The following is a 15,424-nucleotide window of genomic DNA, read 5'->3' on the forward strand; positions in this document are numbered from 1 at the left end:
CTCCGCCGAGCGCTCACTCTTCCGCGCTGCGCCGGCGACGGGCCACGAGCAGTCCCGCCATGACCAGCGCGCCGATCGCCAGCACGCCGAGCACCGTCCACAACGGACTACCCGGCTCCTGGTCCTGCTGCTGCGCCTTCTCCTCGACCGCGGCCGAGGTCACGGCGGCGGCCGTGCTCGAAGACGGCTCCGAAGCCGACGCCGAAGTCGTCGCGGCAGAGGACGAGGGCGGTGCAGTGGTGGACGGCTGCCCGGCAGGCGGGGTCACAGGGACCTGCGGTGGTGCGGGCGGTTGCTGGACCGGAGGCTGCTGGGCAGGGGGTTGCTGAGCGGGCGGCTGCTGGACCGGTGGCGGTGCAGGTGCGGGTGCGGCCGGCGGGGCGATCCCCGGCTGCTCCCCCGCGCCGAACGCCCATCCCTCGACGCTGCCGCGGGCCGGCACGTAGGTCGCCGCGCCCTGGTTGCTGTAGGACCACGAACCACCGGGTGGCGCGTGCCAGTACGACCAGTACGCGGTGGCGGGCGAGGTGGTGACGCACCTGTCGGTGTCGGTGCCCGGCCTGCCGTTGATGCGGCAGACGAACCCCTGCTGCCGTGACGCGTAGGCGTAGCTGAACCCGGCCGCCGCCAGCGCCGCCACCCCGGAACCCGGACTGCCCGCCGCGCACCCCTGCTGCACACCACCGCCGAGACCGCGGAAGTCGACGACGACGGTCACGCCGTCACAGCCCGCCGCCTGAGCCGGCACCGGGACCGCCGCGGCGATCACCAGTGCCAGCACGCAGAAGAACCTCGTCACGGGGTGGCGCCGGGGGCGGTGCCGGCACCGAACGCCCAGCCCTCGACGCTGCCGGGCGCCGGGTCGTAGCTGCCCGCACCCGCGGAGCTGTAGGCCCAGGAACCGCCGGGCGAGGCGTGCCAGTACGACCAGTAGGCGCTGGTCGTGGGCGCGGTGCACGGGTTCGGCAGCGCGTTGATCCGGCACACGAAACCGGCCTGGCGCGGCACGAACGAGTACGTGAAGCCCGCGCCGGTCAGCGCGGCGAGACCGGTGGCCGGGTCGCCGGGAGCGCAGCCGGTCTGGACGCCGCCGCCCAGCGCGGTGAAGTCCACCACGACCTTCACGCCCGCGCAGTCCGCGGCGGAGGCGGGTGCGACGACGAACGAGCTCGCGACCAGGGCGAGGACAGCGAGGATGCGGCGCATCACGCACCAACCTTCCGACGACGGGACACGAGGACGAGCACGGCGCCGGCGAGCAGCGCGGAGGAACCGAGCAGGGTCAGCGCGACGGCCTCCTCGGGGCCGGTCGCGGCGAGCCGCTGAGTGGCCGGGGGCGTCGGACCGGCCGGCGCGGGAGCGACCGGGGTGGCCGTCGACGAGGTGGTCACCGGAGCGGTCGTCGTCGGCGGCACGGTCGGCTGTGCGGTGGTCGACGGGGGCGTGGTGGTCGGCGGGGTCGCGCAGTCGACCGCGGGCACACCGGGCGTGGCACCGGCGAACGACACGTCGGCGAGGCCCTTGCGGGCCAGGCCGAGCATCGCCTGGGTGGTCGCGCGCACGGCGCCGTAGACCTCGAAACCCGTGCTGTCGTAGGCGATCGCGCCGCGAGCGGCCTCCGGTCCGGCACAGCCAACCTGCAACGACCGCAGGTACGCCACAGCCCGGTCCGCGGCCACCGTCCGGCCGCCCCCGACGAGCGCGCCGACCGCGAGGCCGGTGCTGTTGGCGTTCGAGCCCTGCAACGCCGACGGGAACCCGCCGTCCGCCTTCTGCTGCGCCACCAGCCAGTCCAGCGCCCGCGCGGACGCCGTCGGCTCCCCCGCCGCCTGCAACGCCTGCAGCACGATCGCCGTCGCGTCCACATCGGACTTGCAGACCGGCTGCCCGAACGAGATCGGGAACCCGCCGTCCGCGCACTGCGTGGACACCTGGAACGCGACCGGCTGCGCCACCGGCTGGTCGGCGCGGGTCAGCACGATGATCGCCAGCGCCTGCGTGAACGCGTTGGTCTGGTCGTAGTCGGGGTCGGTGCGGTCGCGGTAGCGGCCGGACTCCTCCCGCAGCGCCGCAAGGCGTTCGAGCAGGTCGGCACCGGCGAACGCGTGCGGGTCGGTGCCCAGCGCCTGCGCGACCAGCGCGAGCTTCACCAGGCCACCGACGTAGGACTCGGCCTCGCCGTCGCCCGCGAAGTACTGGAACTGCTCGGGTTCGGCGAGCCACGCCGCGGCCCGCACCGCCGTCGACCGGCCGACACCGGCGGCCGCGAGCCCGTAGACGCCGTCCGCGGTCAGGCCGTGGTCGACGAGGTCCGGCCCCTTCACCAGGTGGTCGCCACCGACGAACTGGCCGGCCAGCCACGTTCCCGCTGACGGCGGCTCAGCCGCCTGAGCGGCCGGTGTCACGACGAGCGCGGCCACTACCACTGCGGCCAGCGCGGATGTCCGGATCACTGCTCTTCCCCCTGCCCCGCTGTCCTCGACGGGTCGATGGAGCCACCGCGCGCCACGGGCATTCGGACTGTCACCGTTGCGGGTCAGCGCCGGAGTTCCACCGGCTTCCCCCGCGGCGTGCGGATGCTGTTGTCCACCCGATCGTGCGGGAGGGATCACCCCGAGTCAAATGGCTGTGAGCCGGGCCATCAGCGGCCGGGGAGCTGGAAGGAGCTCACGACCGCGGCGAACTCCTCGGTCGGCTGCCCGCCGTTGGCCTGGTTCTTCAGCGCCATGTCCTGGTTGGCCGTCACGTACGGGCGCAGCAGCTCCTCGTAGCGCTGGAACGCGGTCTCGCGGTTCACGCTCAGCTCGCCGGCCAGCACGTACGCACCGACGAGCGCCAAGCTCGTGCCCTGACCGGACAACGGCGAACCGCAGTAGCCGGCGTCGCCGAGCAGCACGACGCCGCCGCGCGACCAGGACGGCATCCGGACCTGCGCCATGGCGTCGAAGTGGAAGTCCGGCGCCTCCCACATGTGCTTGAGCGCGGTCTGCCACTCCCACCCGGCGTCGGCGAACTTCTCCGCCACCAGCCGCCGCTGGGCCTCGACGTCGCGGTGGTCGAAGTCCACCTCGCCGTAGAACCCCATGTAGACCCGGCACTCCGCGTTGGCGCGGGCGCTCATGACCCCGCCGCCGACGACCTCGCCCTGCTGGAACACCTGCCAGTGGTCGAGGCCCAGGAAGTTCGGCGCGGTGAACACGGCGAGGTTGGTGCCCAGGTGGCGGACGAACTGCGCCTCGGGACCGAACACGAGCCGCCGGACGTTCGAGTGCAGCCCGTCCGCGCCCACGACCACGTCGAAGTCCCGCGGGGCGGCCCGCTCGAACGTGACGCGGGTGCCGTCGATCGCGGTGATGGTGTCGTCGAAGAGGTACTCGACGCCCTCCACCGCGTCGAACAGCAGGCGGGCCAGGTCGTCGCGCATGACCTCGACGTCGGGACTGGCGAGGTCGCCACCGGTCAGCGTGTGCTCGGTGGAGCGGTGGAGCTCGGTGCCCTCCTCGTCGACCACGCTCATGCCGCGCATGCCCGTGGTCATGGACCGCAACCGGTCCCCCAGGCCCATCCGCTCCACCACGTCGAGCGCAGGACCGCGGACGTCGACGGCCTGGCCGCCGGGGCGCAGGCCGCGGTGGCGTTCGACGACGGTGACGTCGAAGCCGTGGTGGCGCAACCAGTAGGCCAGCGCCGGACCGCCGATGCTGGCGCCGGAGATGAGGACGTTCGTCATGGTGCTCCCCCTGTGGAGTGGCCGATGCGCACACCGTGGCGGGGTGCGCTGACCGGGGGCTGACCAACGGCTGTCAGTGGCTGACCGGGGCTGACCGGGGGCTCAGCCCGGCGTTCGGGAGGTGAGCCGGGCGGCCGCGGTGCCCAGACCGGTGGGACCGCGGTGGAAGACCGGGAGCCGGCCCACCGGCAGCGCGCCGGCCTCGTCGTACCGGCTGGTCTCCTCGTGCCAGTGGATGATCCCGGCGATCCAGTCCTTCAGCTCGTCGGCGTACCGCGTCAGGCCGGCCCGCGCACCGGCGTCCAGGGCCAGGTCGTCGAACATCTTCGGCAGGTCGGTCTCGACGGACCGCACGAACTGGCCGAGCCGGGCGTCCATCAGCGCGTAGGTCAGCTCGAAGGCACGGCTCTGCGGCACGCCGAGGAAGTTCTCGACGACGCGCACCATGTTGTGCACCTCGCCCTCGTGCTGGATCTCCTTGCGGTACGAGAAGACGTCGTTGAGCATCGTGCAGTAGTCCATGGCCGACCGCTCCATCGTCTGCACGACCCGCGTCTGCCACAGCTGCTCGGGAACGATCGCGGAGTGCGAGAAGCGGGACAGCGACGTCGTCAGCTCGGAGCCGAACGTGCTGCGCCGCATCTCCACGTAGTCCACGGGGTCCGGGATGCGGTTGTGGTGCATGTTGACCACCTCCCACACCCACGCGTCGAGCATGGCGTCGACGGTCTGGCGGAACGTGGCGCGGAAGGCCGGGTTCATCGGCGCCGCGGTCCGCTGCCAGAGCTCGGCCAGCGAGCGCTCCATCGCGTTGGCGGGCACCACGGTCTGCACGAGGTCGACCGGCATGCACGCCTTGAGGCGGGTGGTCTGCGTCTTCACGCCGAGCAGGTCGCGGGTCCGGCCGAACCACAGCGGGTAGGCGTCGTCGGCGTAGGTGCCCCAGGTGAGCCAGCAGCCGGACAGGTACAGCTCCTGCGCCGTGGCGTCCGGGTCGATGCCCGCCGAGCACAGCGGGAAGTCGAACCCGCGGACCTGGGCCTCGTCCCAGACGCCCTCACCGGTCATGCCCTGCTCGACCGCCCACGCGACCACCTGGTCGCGGGCCTGGTCCAGGTGCGGTGCCAGGGAGAGGGTGAACGGCACCTCGAACGCCGGCAGCGCGTACGGCTCGACGACCCTGGGCGTGCTGGAGAACTGCCGGAGCCGCTGCGGCAGGGTCTTGGCGAACGAGCCCAGGACGCCGAGCTGCGGCGGCGGACCGGAGTTCATGTACCGCGAGGACCGCAGGTGCCACTCGTGACCGCCCGCCTGCCAGTCCTGCAGGCCCTTCACGTAACCCAGGACGGCCGCGCGGCCGACGGGGTCGATGCCGTGCTCGTCGAGCAGGATCGGCACCTCGGTGAGCGCGGTGTGCTCGAACTGGTGCAGGCGCGAGGTCAGCAGGTCGTTGACGGCGTCCGCGGCGGCCTGGGTGGACAGGCCGAGGAACTTCTCGAACACCAGCACGCCGTTGGACAGCTCGCCCTCGTCGAGCACCTCGCGCTCGTAGGAGAACAGGTCGTTGCGCAGGTGCACGGCGTCGCTGAAGGTGTCGCGCAGCACGCCGATCGGCCGGGACAGCGCGATGCGCGCGGGCACCTCGAGGCCGACGGCGTGCTCGACGAGGTTCGCCGACCACGGTGCGCCACCGACCTTGCGGCGCATCTCCACGTACTCGATCGGGTTGGCGAGCCGGGCCGCGCTGATGTTGTGCAGCTCCCACATCGACTCGTCGAGCAGGTGCTTCGTGTTGGCGGCGAACCGCTCCCGCCAGTCGAGCGAGTGCCGGCCGACCGTGCGGCGCCACAGGTCGGCGAGGCCCTTCTCCACCGGGTTCGCCGGGTGTGCGGTGATGTGGCCGTCGACCGGCATGAACAGCGGCAACCGGTCGAGGTGGGCCTGCGCGCCCGGGACGTCCCTGGTGCGCTTGTACAGCTCGACGAAGTGGTCGTCGAAGTAGAAGACCCAGACGTACCAGTCGGTGATCAGGTCGAGCGCCTCCCCGTCGCAGTCGGGGTGCGTGTACGCGCAGAGCAGCGCGTAGTCGTGCGCTTCGAGGTCAGCGGCGGTCCAGATCACCGTGCCGTGCTGCGGCGCGTCGACCATGTCCATCTCGCGCGCCCAGGCCCGCGTGTGGACGCGGGCGCGTTCGAGGTTCGGGTTCAGCCGGGCCGGGTGGGGCGTGTAGAACTCCGGCAGCTGGAACGGCTGCATGGGCGTGGGACCTCCGCGCGGTGGACGTGATGCCCCGAACGCAACCAGTCCGGTGCCCGACGGCGCCAGATGGTGCGACCTTGATCCACACTTTGGCGGTGGGACGTCGCCCGATCAGATCAACCGGACGTTCACGGCGCACACTCAGCGCACCACTGCGCGCACGCAGTCCCGTCACCACCGTTCCGCCGGGTGAGCCGGTGTGACCGCGGTGGGGACGAGGTGTGGGCGGCGCCGCGCACCCTCGGTGGCCACACCACCGAGGGGAGCCGGGAATGCGCAGGACGAGGGACGTCGTGGAGCAGTGGGTGGCCGTGGCGGTCGTGGCCGCGGCCGTCACCGCGCTGGTGCTGCTGGGGCTGTGGTTGTAGCCGCGGCGAGGAGCGCGCGGGCGACGGCGACCGCCCTGGGCTGGTTCAGGCCCTCGGCGGCGCGGACCGCCCGTTCCCCGAAGGCGACGGCGGTCCCGTGGTCGCCGAGCGCCGCGTGCAGCCGGCACAGCTGGCCCAGCACGCGGTCACCGGCCCAGTGGCGGCCGGACCGCGTGATCGCGTCCACGCACCACCGCGCGTACCGGACGGCGTCGTGCAGCCGTCCCTCGACCTCGGCCGCGATGGCCAGCGCGAACGACAGGCCGAGCTCGCCGTAGCCGTCCTCGGCGTCGGCCAGGCCGCGCAGCACCGCGTCGTCGTCGGCCAGCCCGGTTCCGGTGCGGCACAACGCCGCCGCCGTGCGTGCCATCTCCAGCGCCTTGGCCGGCCTGCCGAGCTCCAGCGCGGTGTGGGCGAAGTCGGTGCGCGCGAACGCCTCACCGCGCCAGTCGCCCGCCTCGTGGAACGCCGCGAGCGACAGCTCCAGGTGGGCGACGCACTCGTCGTCGTCGCCCAGGTTGTAGTGCACGAAGCTGATGTCCTGCAACGCCATCGCGGCCCGGTTGCGGTCGCCGTGCTCCTCCAGCAGCGCCAGCGCCGCCCTGATGTGTGTCATGGCCCGGTCGTTGTCGCCGCGCAGCGCGTGCATCACGCCGACGTGGTGCAGCGCGCTCGCCTCACCGGTGGGCGCACCTACCTGGCGCATCAGCTCCAGGCCGCGTTCGAAGTGCCCCTGTGCCGCGTCGAGGTCGTTCGCCTCCCGCGCGGTGATGCCGAGCAGCCCGAGGACCGAGGCCTCCCCGCGCACGTCACCGATCTGGCGCATGAGGTCGAGCGCCGCGTGCAGGTGCTCGGCCGGGTTGCCGCCGGGACGGGCGAAGTGCGCCCTGCCCAGGCCCTTCAACGCCTCCGCGCGGGCACGGAGGTCGCCGAGCTGGTACGCGGCGGCGAGCGCGAGGCTGTGCACCTCCACGCGGTCACGGCCGTGGCCGCGGTTCAGCAGGTACTGCGACAGGTGGTGCGGCAGCTGCCAGGCGTGCTCGTAGTGGCCCTGGTAGGCGGCCAGGTAAACGGCGACCCGCAGGTTGCGGCGCTCGGTGTCGAGCCACGCCGCGGCTTGGCGGGCGTTCGCGAGCGGCGGCGGGTCGAGCGGCGGGTACCGCACCGCCAGCGGGATCCGCGGGTTGCCGGGCGACATCAGGACCTCCGCCGCGGCGGCGTTGTGCAGGTAGTGGTCGAGGACGCGCACGACGCCCTCCTCCCGTTCGTCCGGGAGGACGCTCGCCTTCGCGTGGTCGGCCAGCAGGTCGTGGAAGCGGTAGCGGCCGTTGTCCCGTTGCTGCACCAGGTGTGCGTCGAGCAGCGCGTCCAGCAACCGTTCCGCGTCGGGCCGGGTCGTGCCGATCAGCGCGGCGGCGAGGGACGCGTCCCAGTCGTCGCCGGGGTGCAGCCCGAGCAGCCGGAACAACCGCTGCTGCTCGCCGGTGAGCTGGTCGTAGCTCATCGCGAACGCCTTCGCGACGCTGCGCTCCCCCGCCGCCAGCTCGGTCAGCCGCTGCTCGCCGAGCCGGCGCCGCAGGTCCTGCGCGGTCCACGCCGGTCGCGTCCGCCACCGCGCACCGGCGATCCGCACCGCCAGCGGCAGGCACCCGCACAGCCGGACGATCTCGCGGGCCGCCCGCGGGTCCTGGCCGGCGCGCGGGCCGACGATGCCCGTCAGCAGGTCCAGCGCGTCCTGTTCCGGCAACACGTCCAGTGAGATCGTGCGGGCCGCGTCCAGGTCCACCAGCCGGTGCCGGCTCGTGACGAGCACCAGCCCGCTGCCCGGCAGCAGCGGCCGGACCTGCGCCGCGCTGACCGCGTTGTCCAGCACCACCAACGCCCTGCGGTGCGCCATCTCCGCACGCCACAGCGCCGCTCGCGCGTCCAGCTCGTCCGGGACGTCCCTCGCGGGCACCCCGAGGGCGGTCAGCAGCGCGTGCAACGCGTCCAGCGGCGTGCGCGGTTCGACGCCGTCGGTGTGCGAGTGCAGGTCCACGAACAGCTGCGCGTCCGGGAACCGGTCCTTGAGCCGGTGTGCCGCCCGCACCGCGAGCGTCGTCTTGCCGATGCCCGCCATGCCGTCGATCGCCGTGATCGCCACGCACCCCGGCGGCACCGCGGCGAGCACCCGGTCCAGGTCGTCCTGCCGTCCGGCGAAGTCCGCGATGTCGCCCGGCAGGTCGTTGCGCGCCCTGGGCCGGTTGTCCGCCCGCAGCACCTGCTGGTGCGCCTGCTGCAGCTCGGCGCCCGGATCGACGCCGAGCTCGTCGGCGAGCCTGCTGCGCACCTCCTCGTAGGCCCGCAACGCCTCGGCCGGCCGGCCGCTGCGGTGCAGGGCGTGCACGAGCTGGGCCCACATCCGTTCCCGCACCGGGTGCTGCTGGGTGAGCGCCCGCAGCTCCGGCACCAGCTGCTCGGGCCGGCCCCGGCGCAGGTCCCCCTCGATCCGCGCCTCCAGCGCCGCGAGGTGGGTCTCGACGAGCGCGGGCCCGTGGTCGCGTTCCAGCCGGTCGCTGCCGATGTCGGCGAACGGCCGCCCGCGCCACAGCCCCAGCGCCACCTCCGGTTCCGCGCGCCCGAACAGGTGCAGGTCGACCTCGGCGGGGTCGACGTCGAGCAGGTACCCGCCCGGTCGCGTCCTGATCAGCTCCGGGTCGCCGAGGTCCTCCCGCAGCCGCCCGACCGTCGTCTGCAGCGCGTTGCGGGTGCCGCCGACCAGGTCGACGAGCTCGTCCACCCCGACCACCTGCCGCACCCGCACCAGCAGCGCGGCCAGCACCACCCGGCGCTTGCCCGGTGGCACGTGCACGTGCCGTCCGCCGAGCACGACCTCCAGCGGCCCGAGCAGCCGGAACGCCGTCGTCACCCCCACTGCCCCCAGCGCACGACCTCCTCGAACGCCGAACGCTTCCGCGTCCGCGGCGACGCCCCCGGCGACACCTCGGTCTCCGCCGGGTGCCCGATGGCGATGGCTCCGATCGGCTCGTGCGTGTCCGGCACGCCGAACTCCGCCCGGAACGCCGGCCACTCCTCCCGCGGTATCCCGAAGAACACCGCGCCCAGTCCCTCGTCGACCGCGGTCTGCAGGATCAGCAGCGCCGCCATGCCGGTGTCGACGTGCCAGTACGGCACCGGCCAGTGGTCCTCGCTGCGGTCGGTCCAGCCCTTGTCCGGCTGCGCGTACCGGTCGAGGTAGGTGTCCTTGACCGACATCGGCACCACCAGCACCGGCGCGGCCTTCGTGTCGTCGGTGGCCCAGACCTGGCACCGCTCCCGGAACCGCCGCAGCGACTCCCCCTGCAGCACCAGGAACCCCTGCCCCTGCGAGAACCCGGCCGACGGCCCGCGCACCGCGTTGCGCATGATCCGCCGCAGGCTCTCGTCGCTGACCGGCTCGTCGGTGAACTTCCGCACCATGCGCCGCTTGCGCACGACGTCCTGGAACTCCACGGCCCCTCCCCACAGATCGCCCGGCCCCCCGACCGTAGCGGACCCCCTGCTTGCCCCCGCATCTGCAAGTACCACCAACTCAACATCAACCAGCACTTTTCTACTACCAACAGCGCTTCCGGCTCCCCGCCGCGCCCGGCCAGGTTCGGTGCACGGCGAACAAGTTGGTGGTAGTCAGCGGCGGTTTGATCAAGGGTTGGTGGTACTTGCAGATGCCGTCGGCAAGGAGGGTCAGAGGCGGCGCAGGCCGGCCAGCACGCGTTCCATCAACGCGCCGTCGGGACGGTCGTCGCCGTACGACGACGCGGTGCGGTGCACGTCGATCAGGCCGTGGCCCGCCATGTCGCCGAGCAGCACCTTCGTGACGCCCAGGGGCAGGCCGCGCAGTGCGGCGATCTCCGCCACCGACCGCGGCTGCGAGCACAGCGCCAGCACCTCCTGGTGCTCCGGCCGGACCGCGGTCACCGACCGCTCGTTCACCGAGACCAGCGTCTCGATCTCGAGGTGCACCTCGGAGGTGGTCCGGCCACCGGTCCACGCGTAGGCGCGCACGATCGACGCCGACTCGATCGGCGGCAGCGGCGGCACCGGCTCGAACACCGTCGTGGCGTACGGGTCCGGCTGGGCGTACAGGTCGGGCCGGGGGAACACCGGCGGTGCGGGGCGGTCCGGTTCCGCCACCGGCTCGGGCGCGGGTTCCTGCTTGGCCCTGTTCTTGCGGCCACGGCGTCTGATCCGGTCGCTGTCCAGGCTGAAGCCGCTCATCAGGTCGCCGAAGCTGACCTGCTGATCGTCGTCGCCGCTCATGCCAGCTCTGCCCGCAGCTCCGGCGTGAGCAGCTGACCCACCTGCCGCACGACCACCGTCATCTCGTACGCGACCTGCGCGACGTCGCAGCCGGCGGCGGCGAGCACCGCGAGGACCGAGCCGTCGCTGATCGACATCAGCAGCATGACGCCGCGGTCCATCTGGACCACCGTGCGCACCACGGCCTCGCCCGCGAAGCACGAGGACGCGGACTCGGCGAGCGAGACGACGCCGGCGACGATCGCCGCGAACTGCTCGGCCGACTCCGGTGGGAGCTTCGAGGACGAGACCAGCACCAGGCCGTCGGCGGAGATCACCACCGCGTGCTCGATGCCGGGCGTGCGTTCGGCGAAGTTGGTGACCAGCCAGCCGAACTGGTCCACCTGCGTGCTCATCGACTCTCCTGCCGGTCGGGAAGGCCCTTCTGCACGCCGCGCTGGAAGGCGTCGAGGAAGCCTCGGGCCGACTCGGGCGTCTGGCGTGCGGGGGGCGGCGGGGTGCTCGCAGCGGGTGCGGCGAACCAGGACGCGTGCTGTCCAGGAACGCGCATGGGCGTCTGCAACGTCTGCTCCTCGATCGCCTCCCCGCGGAAAGACTCCCAGGACTCGTCCCGCCGTGGTGCCAGTTCGGCGGGAACCAACACGATCGCGCGAGTCCCCTTGCCTTGTTTCGCATCGAGACGTACCACGATCTGGTGGCGCGCCGCGAGCCTGCCGACGACGAAAAGTCCCATTTCGCGGAACACCTGCACGTCTGCGCCCTCGCCGGCGGCCTCCAACCGGCCGTTGACGGCACCCAGCGCCTCGGCGTCGAGGCCGATGCCCTGGTCGACGACGTCGATCTGCACGATGTCGCCGGCCTCGATGGACGCGCTGATGCTGACCTGGGTGTGCGGCGGCGAGAACGCCGTCGCGTTGTCGAGGAGCTCGGCGAGCAGGCGGACGAGGTCGCTCGCCACGTAGCCGACGACCTCGGCACCGGGCGCGGTGTGCACCACGACCCGCTGGTACTGCTCGATCTCCGCGGCCGCCGCGCGCAGCACGTCGGTCAGCGGGATCGGGCGGGTGAAGCGCCTGGCCACGTCACCACCGGAGAGCACCATCAGGTTCTCGTTGTTGCGGCGCATGCGGGTGGCCAGGTGGTCGAGCTTGAACAGGTTCGCGAGCTGCTCCGGGTCCTCCTCGAACTTCTCCAGCTCCTCCATCAGCCTGAGCTGGCGTTCCACGAGGCTCTGGCTGCGCCGCGAGAGGTTCACGAAGATGTTGCGCATGTTCGCGCGCAGACCGGCCTGCTCCACGAGCGAGCGGACGGCCTGCTGGTGCACCGCGTCGAACGCGCGCGCCACCTGGCCGAACTCCTCGGTCGTGTGCACCGGCACCGGTTCGACCTCGGTGGTGCCGCGCCCGGTCGCCACCATCTCCGGCAGCTTCTCCCAGGCCACGTCCAGCGCGGAGCGGCGCAGCGCGTTGAGCGAGCGCAGCAGGTAGCGGCCGACGACGAACCCGACGGTCGCGGCCAGGATGAGGCTCGCGAACAGCAGCGCCGACGCGGCACCCGCGGCGTCGCTGGTCTCGTCGCGCAGCCGGTTCGCGGTGTCGCGCAGGTCGGTCTGCAGGCCGCGGACGACGCCGTCGAGCGACTCGGCGACCGCCCCGGAGGCCTTCGTCCAGTCCGCGGCCGCGATCGGCAACGGCCTGGGCCGCGCGCCGCCGGACGCCGCGGAGTCCGAGGTCGGGTGCAGCAGCGCCGCGCTCAGCATCTTGCGGTGGGCCTCGATGTCGGGGCCGTTGAAGCCCTGCCAGTACGAGTTCAGCTGCTCCGGCGTCGCGAGCGCGGCGAACTGGCCGGCGATGTAGCTGAGCTTCACGTTCGACTCGACCAGCGACCGCACCTCGGCCTGCGCGAGCAGCCCGCGGTCCAGGCCCGACAGCACGACCGCCTGCTGGTAGAGGACCTCCTCCTGCACGTGGAGCGCGTGGTGCAGGCCCATCGCGGTCTTCGACAGCGCCGGGTCGCCGAAGTCGCTCGCGAGCACCTCGTCGACGTCGAGCATCGACTCGGTCAGCGAGGTGTACTCCTTGACCGCGGCCGGCACGTCGGAGGTCTGCTCCCGCAGCGCGGGCAGCCGGGCGACCTTGGCCTCGACGTCGTTCATGCGCGCGGTGACGACCTCGCTGAGCGAGGCCTTCCCGATCGCGGTGCGCAACGCCTCCCGTGCGTCGTCGGTGCGGCGGACCTGGTCCCGCAGGACGTCCTGGCCGCCGCCTTCCGCGACGACCCGCCGTTCCGCCTGGACGCCTTCGACGACCGGGATCAGCGCGGTGCGGACCTTCTCCAGCCGCTGCAGTGCGGCGTAGGAGTCGGCCCGCTCCATGTGCGACTGGATCTGCAGAACGCCGGAGACCACCGCGATGGTGACCGGGACGATCAACACCGCGGCGAGCTTCACCGGTAGGCGCCAGTTGCGCCAGTTGACGAGCGTGGTGAACATCGGCTCAGACGAAGAGCTTCGCCGCGTTCAGGAAGAGGCGGTACAGCCCGTAGGCGAGTGGGATGCCCACCCACAGCCACGCGCCGACCAGCAACAGCAGCTGCGACTTCTCCCCTTGGGCAGAGTTCACTTCCGCGCTCACTTCTGCACCACGCCTTCCGACTTGTCCGCGTCTTCGGCCTTCTCGGCGGCGGTGTCCGCAGCCTCGGCCTCGTTCCACCTGGCCACGGTGGTCTGGTCACCTGCCGCGTCCCCGGTGGCCGCGGCCGCGGCCTTCGGCTCGTGGAACCTCGGGTCGACCGGGCGGATCAGCTCGTTCGCGACGAAACCGACGACCAGCAGGCCGATCATGATGTAGAACGACGTCGCGTACAAGTCCGGTCCGGTGTGGCCGGCCTTCTTGCCCGCGTCCGCGATGGCGTTGACGATCAGCGGCCCGAGCACGCCTGCCACCGACCACGCGGTGAGCAGGCGGCCGTGGATCGCGCCGACCTGGTAGGTGCCGAAGAGGTCGCGCAGGTAGGCGGGGACGGTCGCGAAGCCCGCGCCGTAGAACGACAGGATCACCATCGCGCCGATCACGAACAGCGGGACGCTGGTCGAGCCCATGGTCAGCAGCAGCAGGTACAGCAGCGCGCCGACGCCCAGGTAGAGGCGGTAGATGTTCTTGCGCCCCACCAGGTCCGAGGTGGACGACCAGACGATCCGGCCGGCCATGTTCGCGGCGCTGAGCAGCGCGACGAAACCGGTGGCGGCCGCCGTGGCGACCGGCGTGGACGACTCCTTGAAGAAGTCGACCAGCATGGGCGCGGCCTTCTCCAGGATGCCGATGCCCGCGGTGACGTTGAAGCACAGCACGACCCAGAGCAGCCAGAACTGCGGCGTCTTGATCGCGTTGTTCGCCGAGACGTTGTGGGGGACGACCGCCTTCGGCCGGTCCTTCGCCAGCTCGGCCTTCGCCGCCTCGAACTCCTTGGAGGGCAGGCGGATCAGCAGCACGCCGACGGTCATGAAGACCGCGTAGGCGATGCCGTGGACCAGGAAGGCCTTGCCGATGCCCGAGGTCGAGGTGTTGCCGAACGCGGTGAGCATGGAGGTCGACCACGGGGAGGCGATCAGCGCTCCACCGCCGAAGCCCATGATCGCGATGCCGGTCGCCATGCCCGGACGGTCGGGGAACCACTTGATCAGCGTCGAGACCGGCGAGATGTACCCGATGCCGAGGCCGATGCCGCCCACGAGGCCGTAGCCGGCCACGACGACCCAGTACTGGCCGGCCCACACGCCGGCGGACGAGATCAGCAGGCCGGAGCAGAAGCACACCAGCGACATGAACATCGCCCAGCGCGGTCCGCGGCGCTCCACGGTCGTGCCGAGCACCGCGGCCGACAGGCCCAGCATCACGATGCCGAGCTGGAAGGGCAGGGCGCTCTGCGTCCCGGTGATGCCCAGCGATTTCTCCAGCGGCGTCTTGAAGACGCTCCAGGCGTAGGCCTGGCCAATGGAGAGGTGAATCGCGAGAGCCGCGGGCGGAACGAGCCAGCGGTTCCAACCGGGAGGCGCGATCGTGCGTTCGCGCGCTAAGAACCCCACTTTATCCCCAACCGTCACGAAAACGCGGACCGGACGATCCTAGGCCAGCCGCACACGTGCGACAACGGTCCGAACCAGTCGCGGCGATGTTGCGCATCTCGCAACTCCGGTGCTGCCGAACCAGAAGATCCCTGCTGGACAACCATTTGAGACGAATGGACCTGTCCGATTTTGTCCTGTTCCCGGTACTCGCGCAGCTCCCAGCGGCGTTGACTGGACACGTGCGGGCGCTAGAGTGTGCCCGCACGCAGGAGGGGCGGGAACAGATGACCAAGGCGATGTGGTCGCCTGGCGAAACACAGCACGGACAACCGGAAATCAGGGGTTTCGCGTCGTTCGACGACCCCGAGGCCTTGTCGTACGTCGATTCGAACGGCAAACCGAACTTCGCGCTGATTCAACAGAGCGATGAATTCCGGACCCTGCGCCGCCGGCTCACGACGTTCATCTTCCCGATGACCGCTTTGTTCCTGGCTTCGTACCTGACGTTCGTGCTGCTGTCCGCGTATGCGAAGGACTTCGTCAGCACGAAGGTCATCGGAGTGATCAACCTCGGGATCCTGCTGGGTCTCGGCCAGTTCGTCGTGTCCATCGTCATCACGCTCTCCTACGCGCGTTACGCCAAACGGAGGCTGGACCCGCAGCGCAGGCTGCTCGCCGAGAAGACCGGCGTCGAGGAGTAAG

General features: G+C 71.7%; 12 protein-coding genes, 1 pseudogene and 1 riboswitch. Of the genes and pseudogenes, 1 reads left to right on the forward strand and 12 read right to left on the reverse strand.

The genetic code is table 11. The features are described from left to right. Positions 1-13 precede the first annotated feature (13 nt). The 12 genes and pseudogenes from ACZ7CF_RS32435 to ACZ7CF_RS32490 form a co-directional block, all read right to left on the reverse strand. Positions 14-781 carry a hypothetical protein gene (locus ACZ7CF_RS32435; protein WP_470371360.1) on the reverse strand — a complete coding sequence of 256 codons (768 nt, stop codon included), beginning with the start codon at positions 779-781 and terminating at the stop codon, positions 14-16. Between the two features lie 14 nt (positions 782-795). Next, entirely contained in the window at positions 796-1,209 is a 414-nt protein-coding gene (locus tag ACZ7CF_RS32440; protein ID WP_360398057.1) for a hypothetical protein, read from the reverse strand. Next, positions 1,206-2,453 carry an LPXTG cell wall anchor domain-containing protein gene (locus ACZ7CF_RS32445; protein ID WP_470371361.1) on the reverse strand — a complete coding sequence of 416 codons (1,248 nt, stop codon included), beginning with the start codon at positions 2,451-2,453 and terminating at the stop codon, positions 1,206-1,208. Before ACZ7CF_RS32445 ends, ACZ7CF_RS32440 begins: the two co-directional genes overlap by 4 nt. A gap of 48 nt (positions 2,454-2,501) precedes the next feature. Further along, positions 2,502-2,573: riboswitch (adenosylcobalamin-variant (AdoCbl-variant) riboswitch) on the reverse strand. Positions 2,574-2,641: 68 nt separating this feature from the next. Continuing rightward, positions 2,642-3,730, reverse strand: a complete 1,089-nt coding sequence (locus tag ACZ7CF_RS32450; RefSeq protein WP_458434159.1) for an FAD-dependent monooxygenase — start codon at positions 3,728-3,730, stop codon at positions 2,642-2,644. A gap of 102 nt (positions 3,731-3,832) precedes the next feature. Further along, positions 3,833-5,986 carry a terpene synthase family protein gene (locus tag ACZ7CF_RS32455; RefSeq protein WP_458434160.1) on the reverse strand — a complete coding sequence of 718 codons (2,154 nt, stop codon included), beginning with the start codon at positions 5,984-5,986 and terminating at the stop codon, positions 3,833-3,835. 336 nt (positions 5,987-6,322) lie between these two features. Beyond that, positions 6,323-9,265, reverse strand: coding sequence for an AfsR/SARP family transcriptional regulator (locus tag ACZ7CF_RS32460; protein ID WP_470371362.1), 2,943 nt, complete (start codon positions 9,263-9,265; stop codon positions 6,323-6,325). Then, positions 9,262-9,849 carry a nitroreductase family protein gene (locus tag ACZ7CF_RS32465; RefSeq protein WP_360398047.1) on the reverse strand — a complete coding sequence of 196 codons (588 nt, stop codon included), beginning with the start codon at positions 9,847-9,849 and terminating at the stop codon, positions 9,262-9,264. The genes ACZ7CF_RS32460 and ACZ7CF_RS32465 overlap by 4 nt, the downstream gene beginning before the upstream one ends. 231 nt (positions 9,850-10,080) lie before the next feature. Further along, positions 10,081-10,656, reverse strand: a complete 576-nt coding sequence (locus tag ACZ7CF_RS32470) for a DUF742 domain-containing protein (protein ID WP_470371363.1) — start codon at positions 10,654-10,656, stop codon at positions 10,081-10,083. After that, positions 10,653-11,051: a roadblock/LC7 domain-containing protein gene (locus ACZ7CF_RS32475; RefSeq protein WP_360398043.1), complete on the reverse strand. Its 399-nt coding sequence runs from the start codon at positions 11,049-11,051 to the stop codon at positions 10,653-10,655. Before ACZ7CF_RS32475 ends, ACZ7CF_RS32470 begins: the two co-directional genes overlap by 4 nt. Then, entirely contained in the window at positions 11,048-13,147 is a 2,100-nt protein-coding gene (locus tag ACZ7CF_RS32480) for a sensor histidine kinase (RefSeq protein ID WP_470371364.1), read from the reverse strand. The genes ACZ7CF_RS32475 and ACZ7CF_RS32480 overlap by 4 nt, the downstream gene beginning before the upstream one ends. 4 nt (positions 13,148-13,151) lie before the next feature. Next, complete coding sequence (locus ACZ7CF_RS32485) at positions 13,152-13,289, reverse strand: MFS transporter small subunit (protein ID WP_360398039.1); 138 nt, start codon at positions 13,287-13,289, stop codon at positions 13,152-13,154. A 119-nt stretch (positions 13,290-13,408) separates the two neighbouring features. Beyond that, positions 13,409-14,740 (reverse strand): annotated as a pseudogene (locus ACZ7CF_RS32490) (OFA family MFS transporter); the annotation flags it as partial. 155 nt (positions 14,741-14,895) lie between these two features. Here ACZ7CF_RS32490 and ACZ7CF_RS32495 point away from each other — a divergent pair. After that, the gene (locus ACZ7CF_RS32495; protein WP_360398035.1) at positions 14,896-15,423 is read left to right on the forward strand and encodes a DUF485 domain-containing protein; all 528 of its coding nucleotides are present in this window, start codon (positions 14,896-14,898) and stop codon (positions 15,421-15,423) included. Position 15,424 lies beyond the last annotated feature (1 nt).

The organism is Lentzea sp. NPDC036955 (assembly GCF_055608005.1).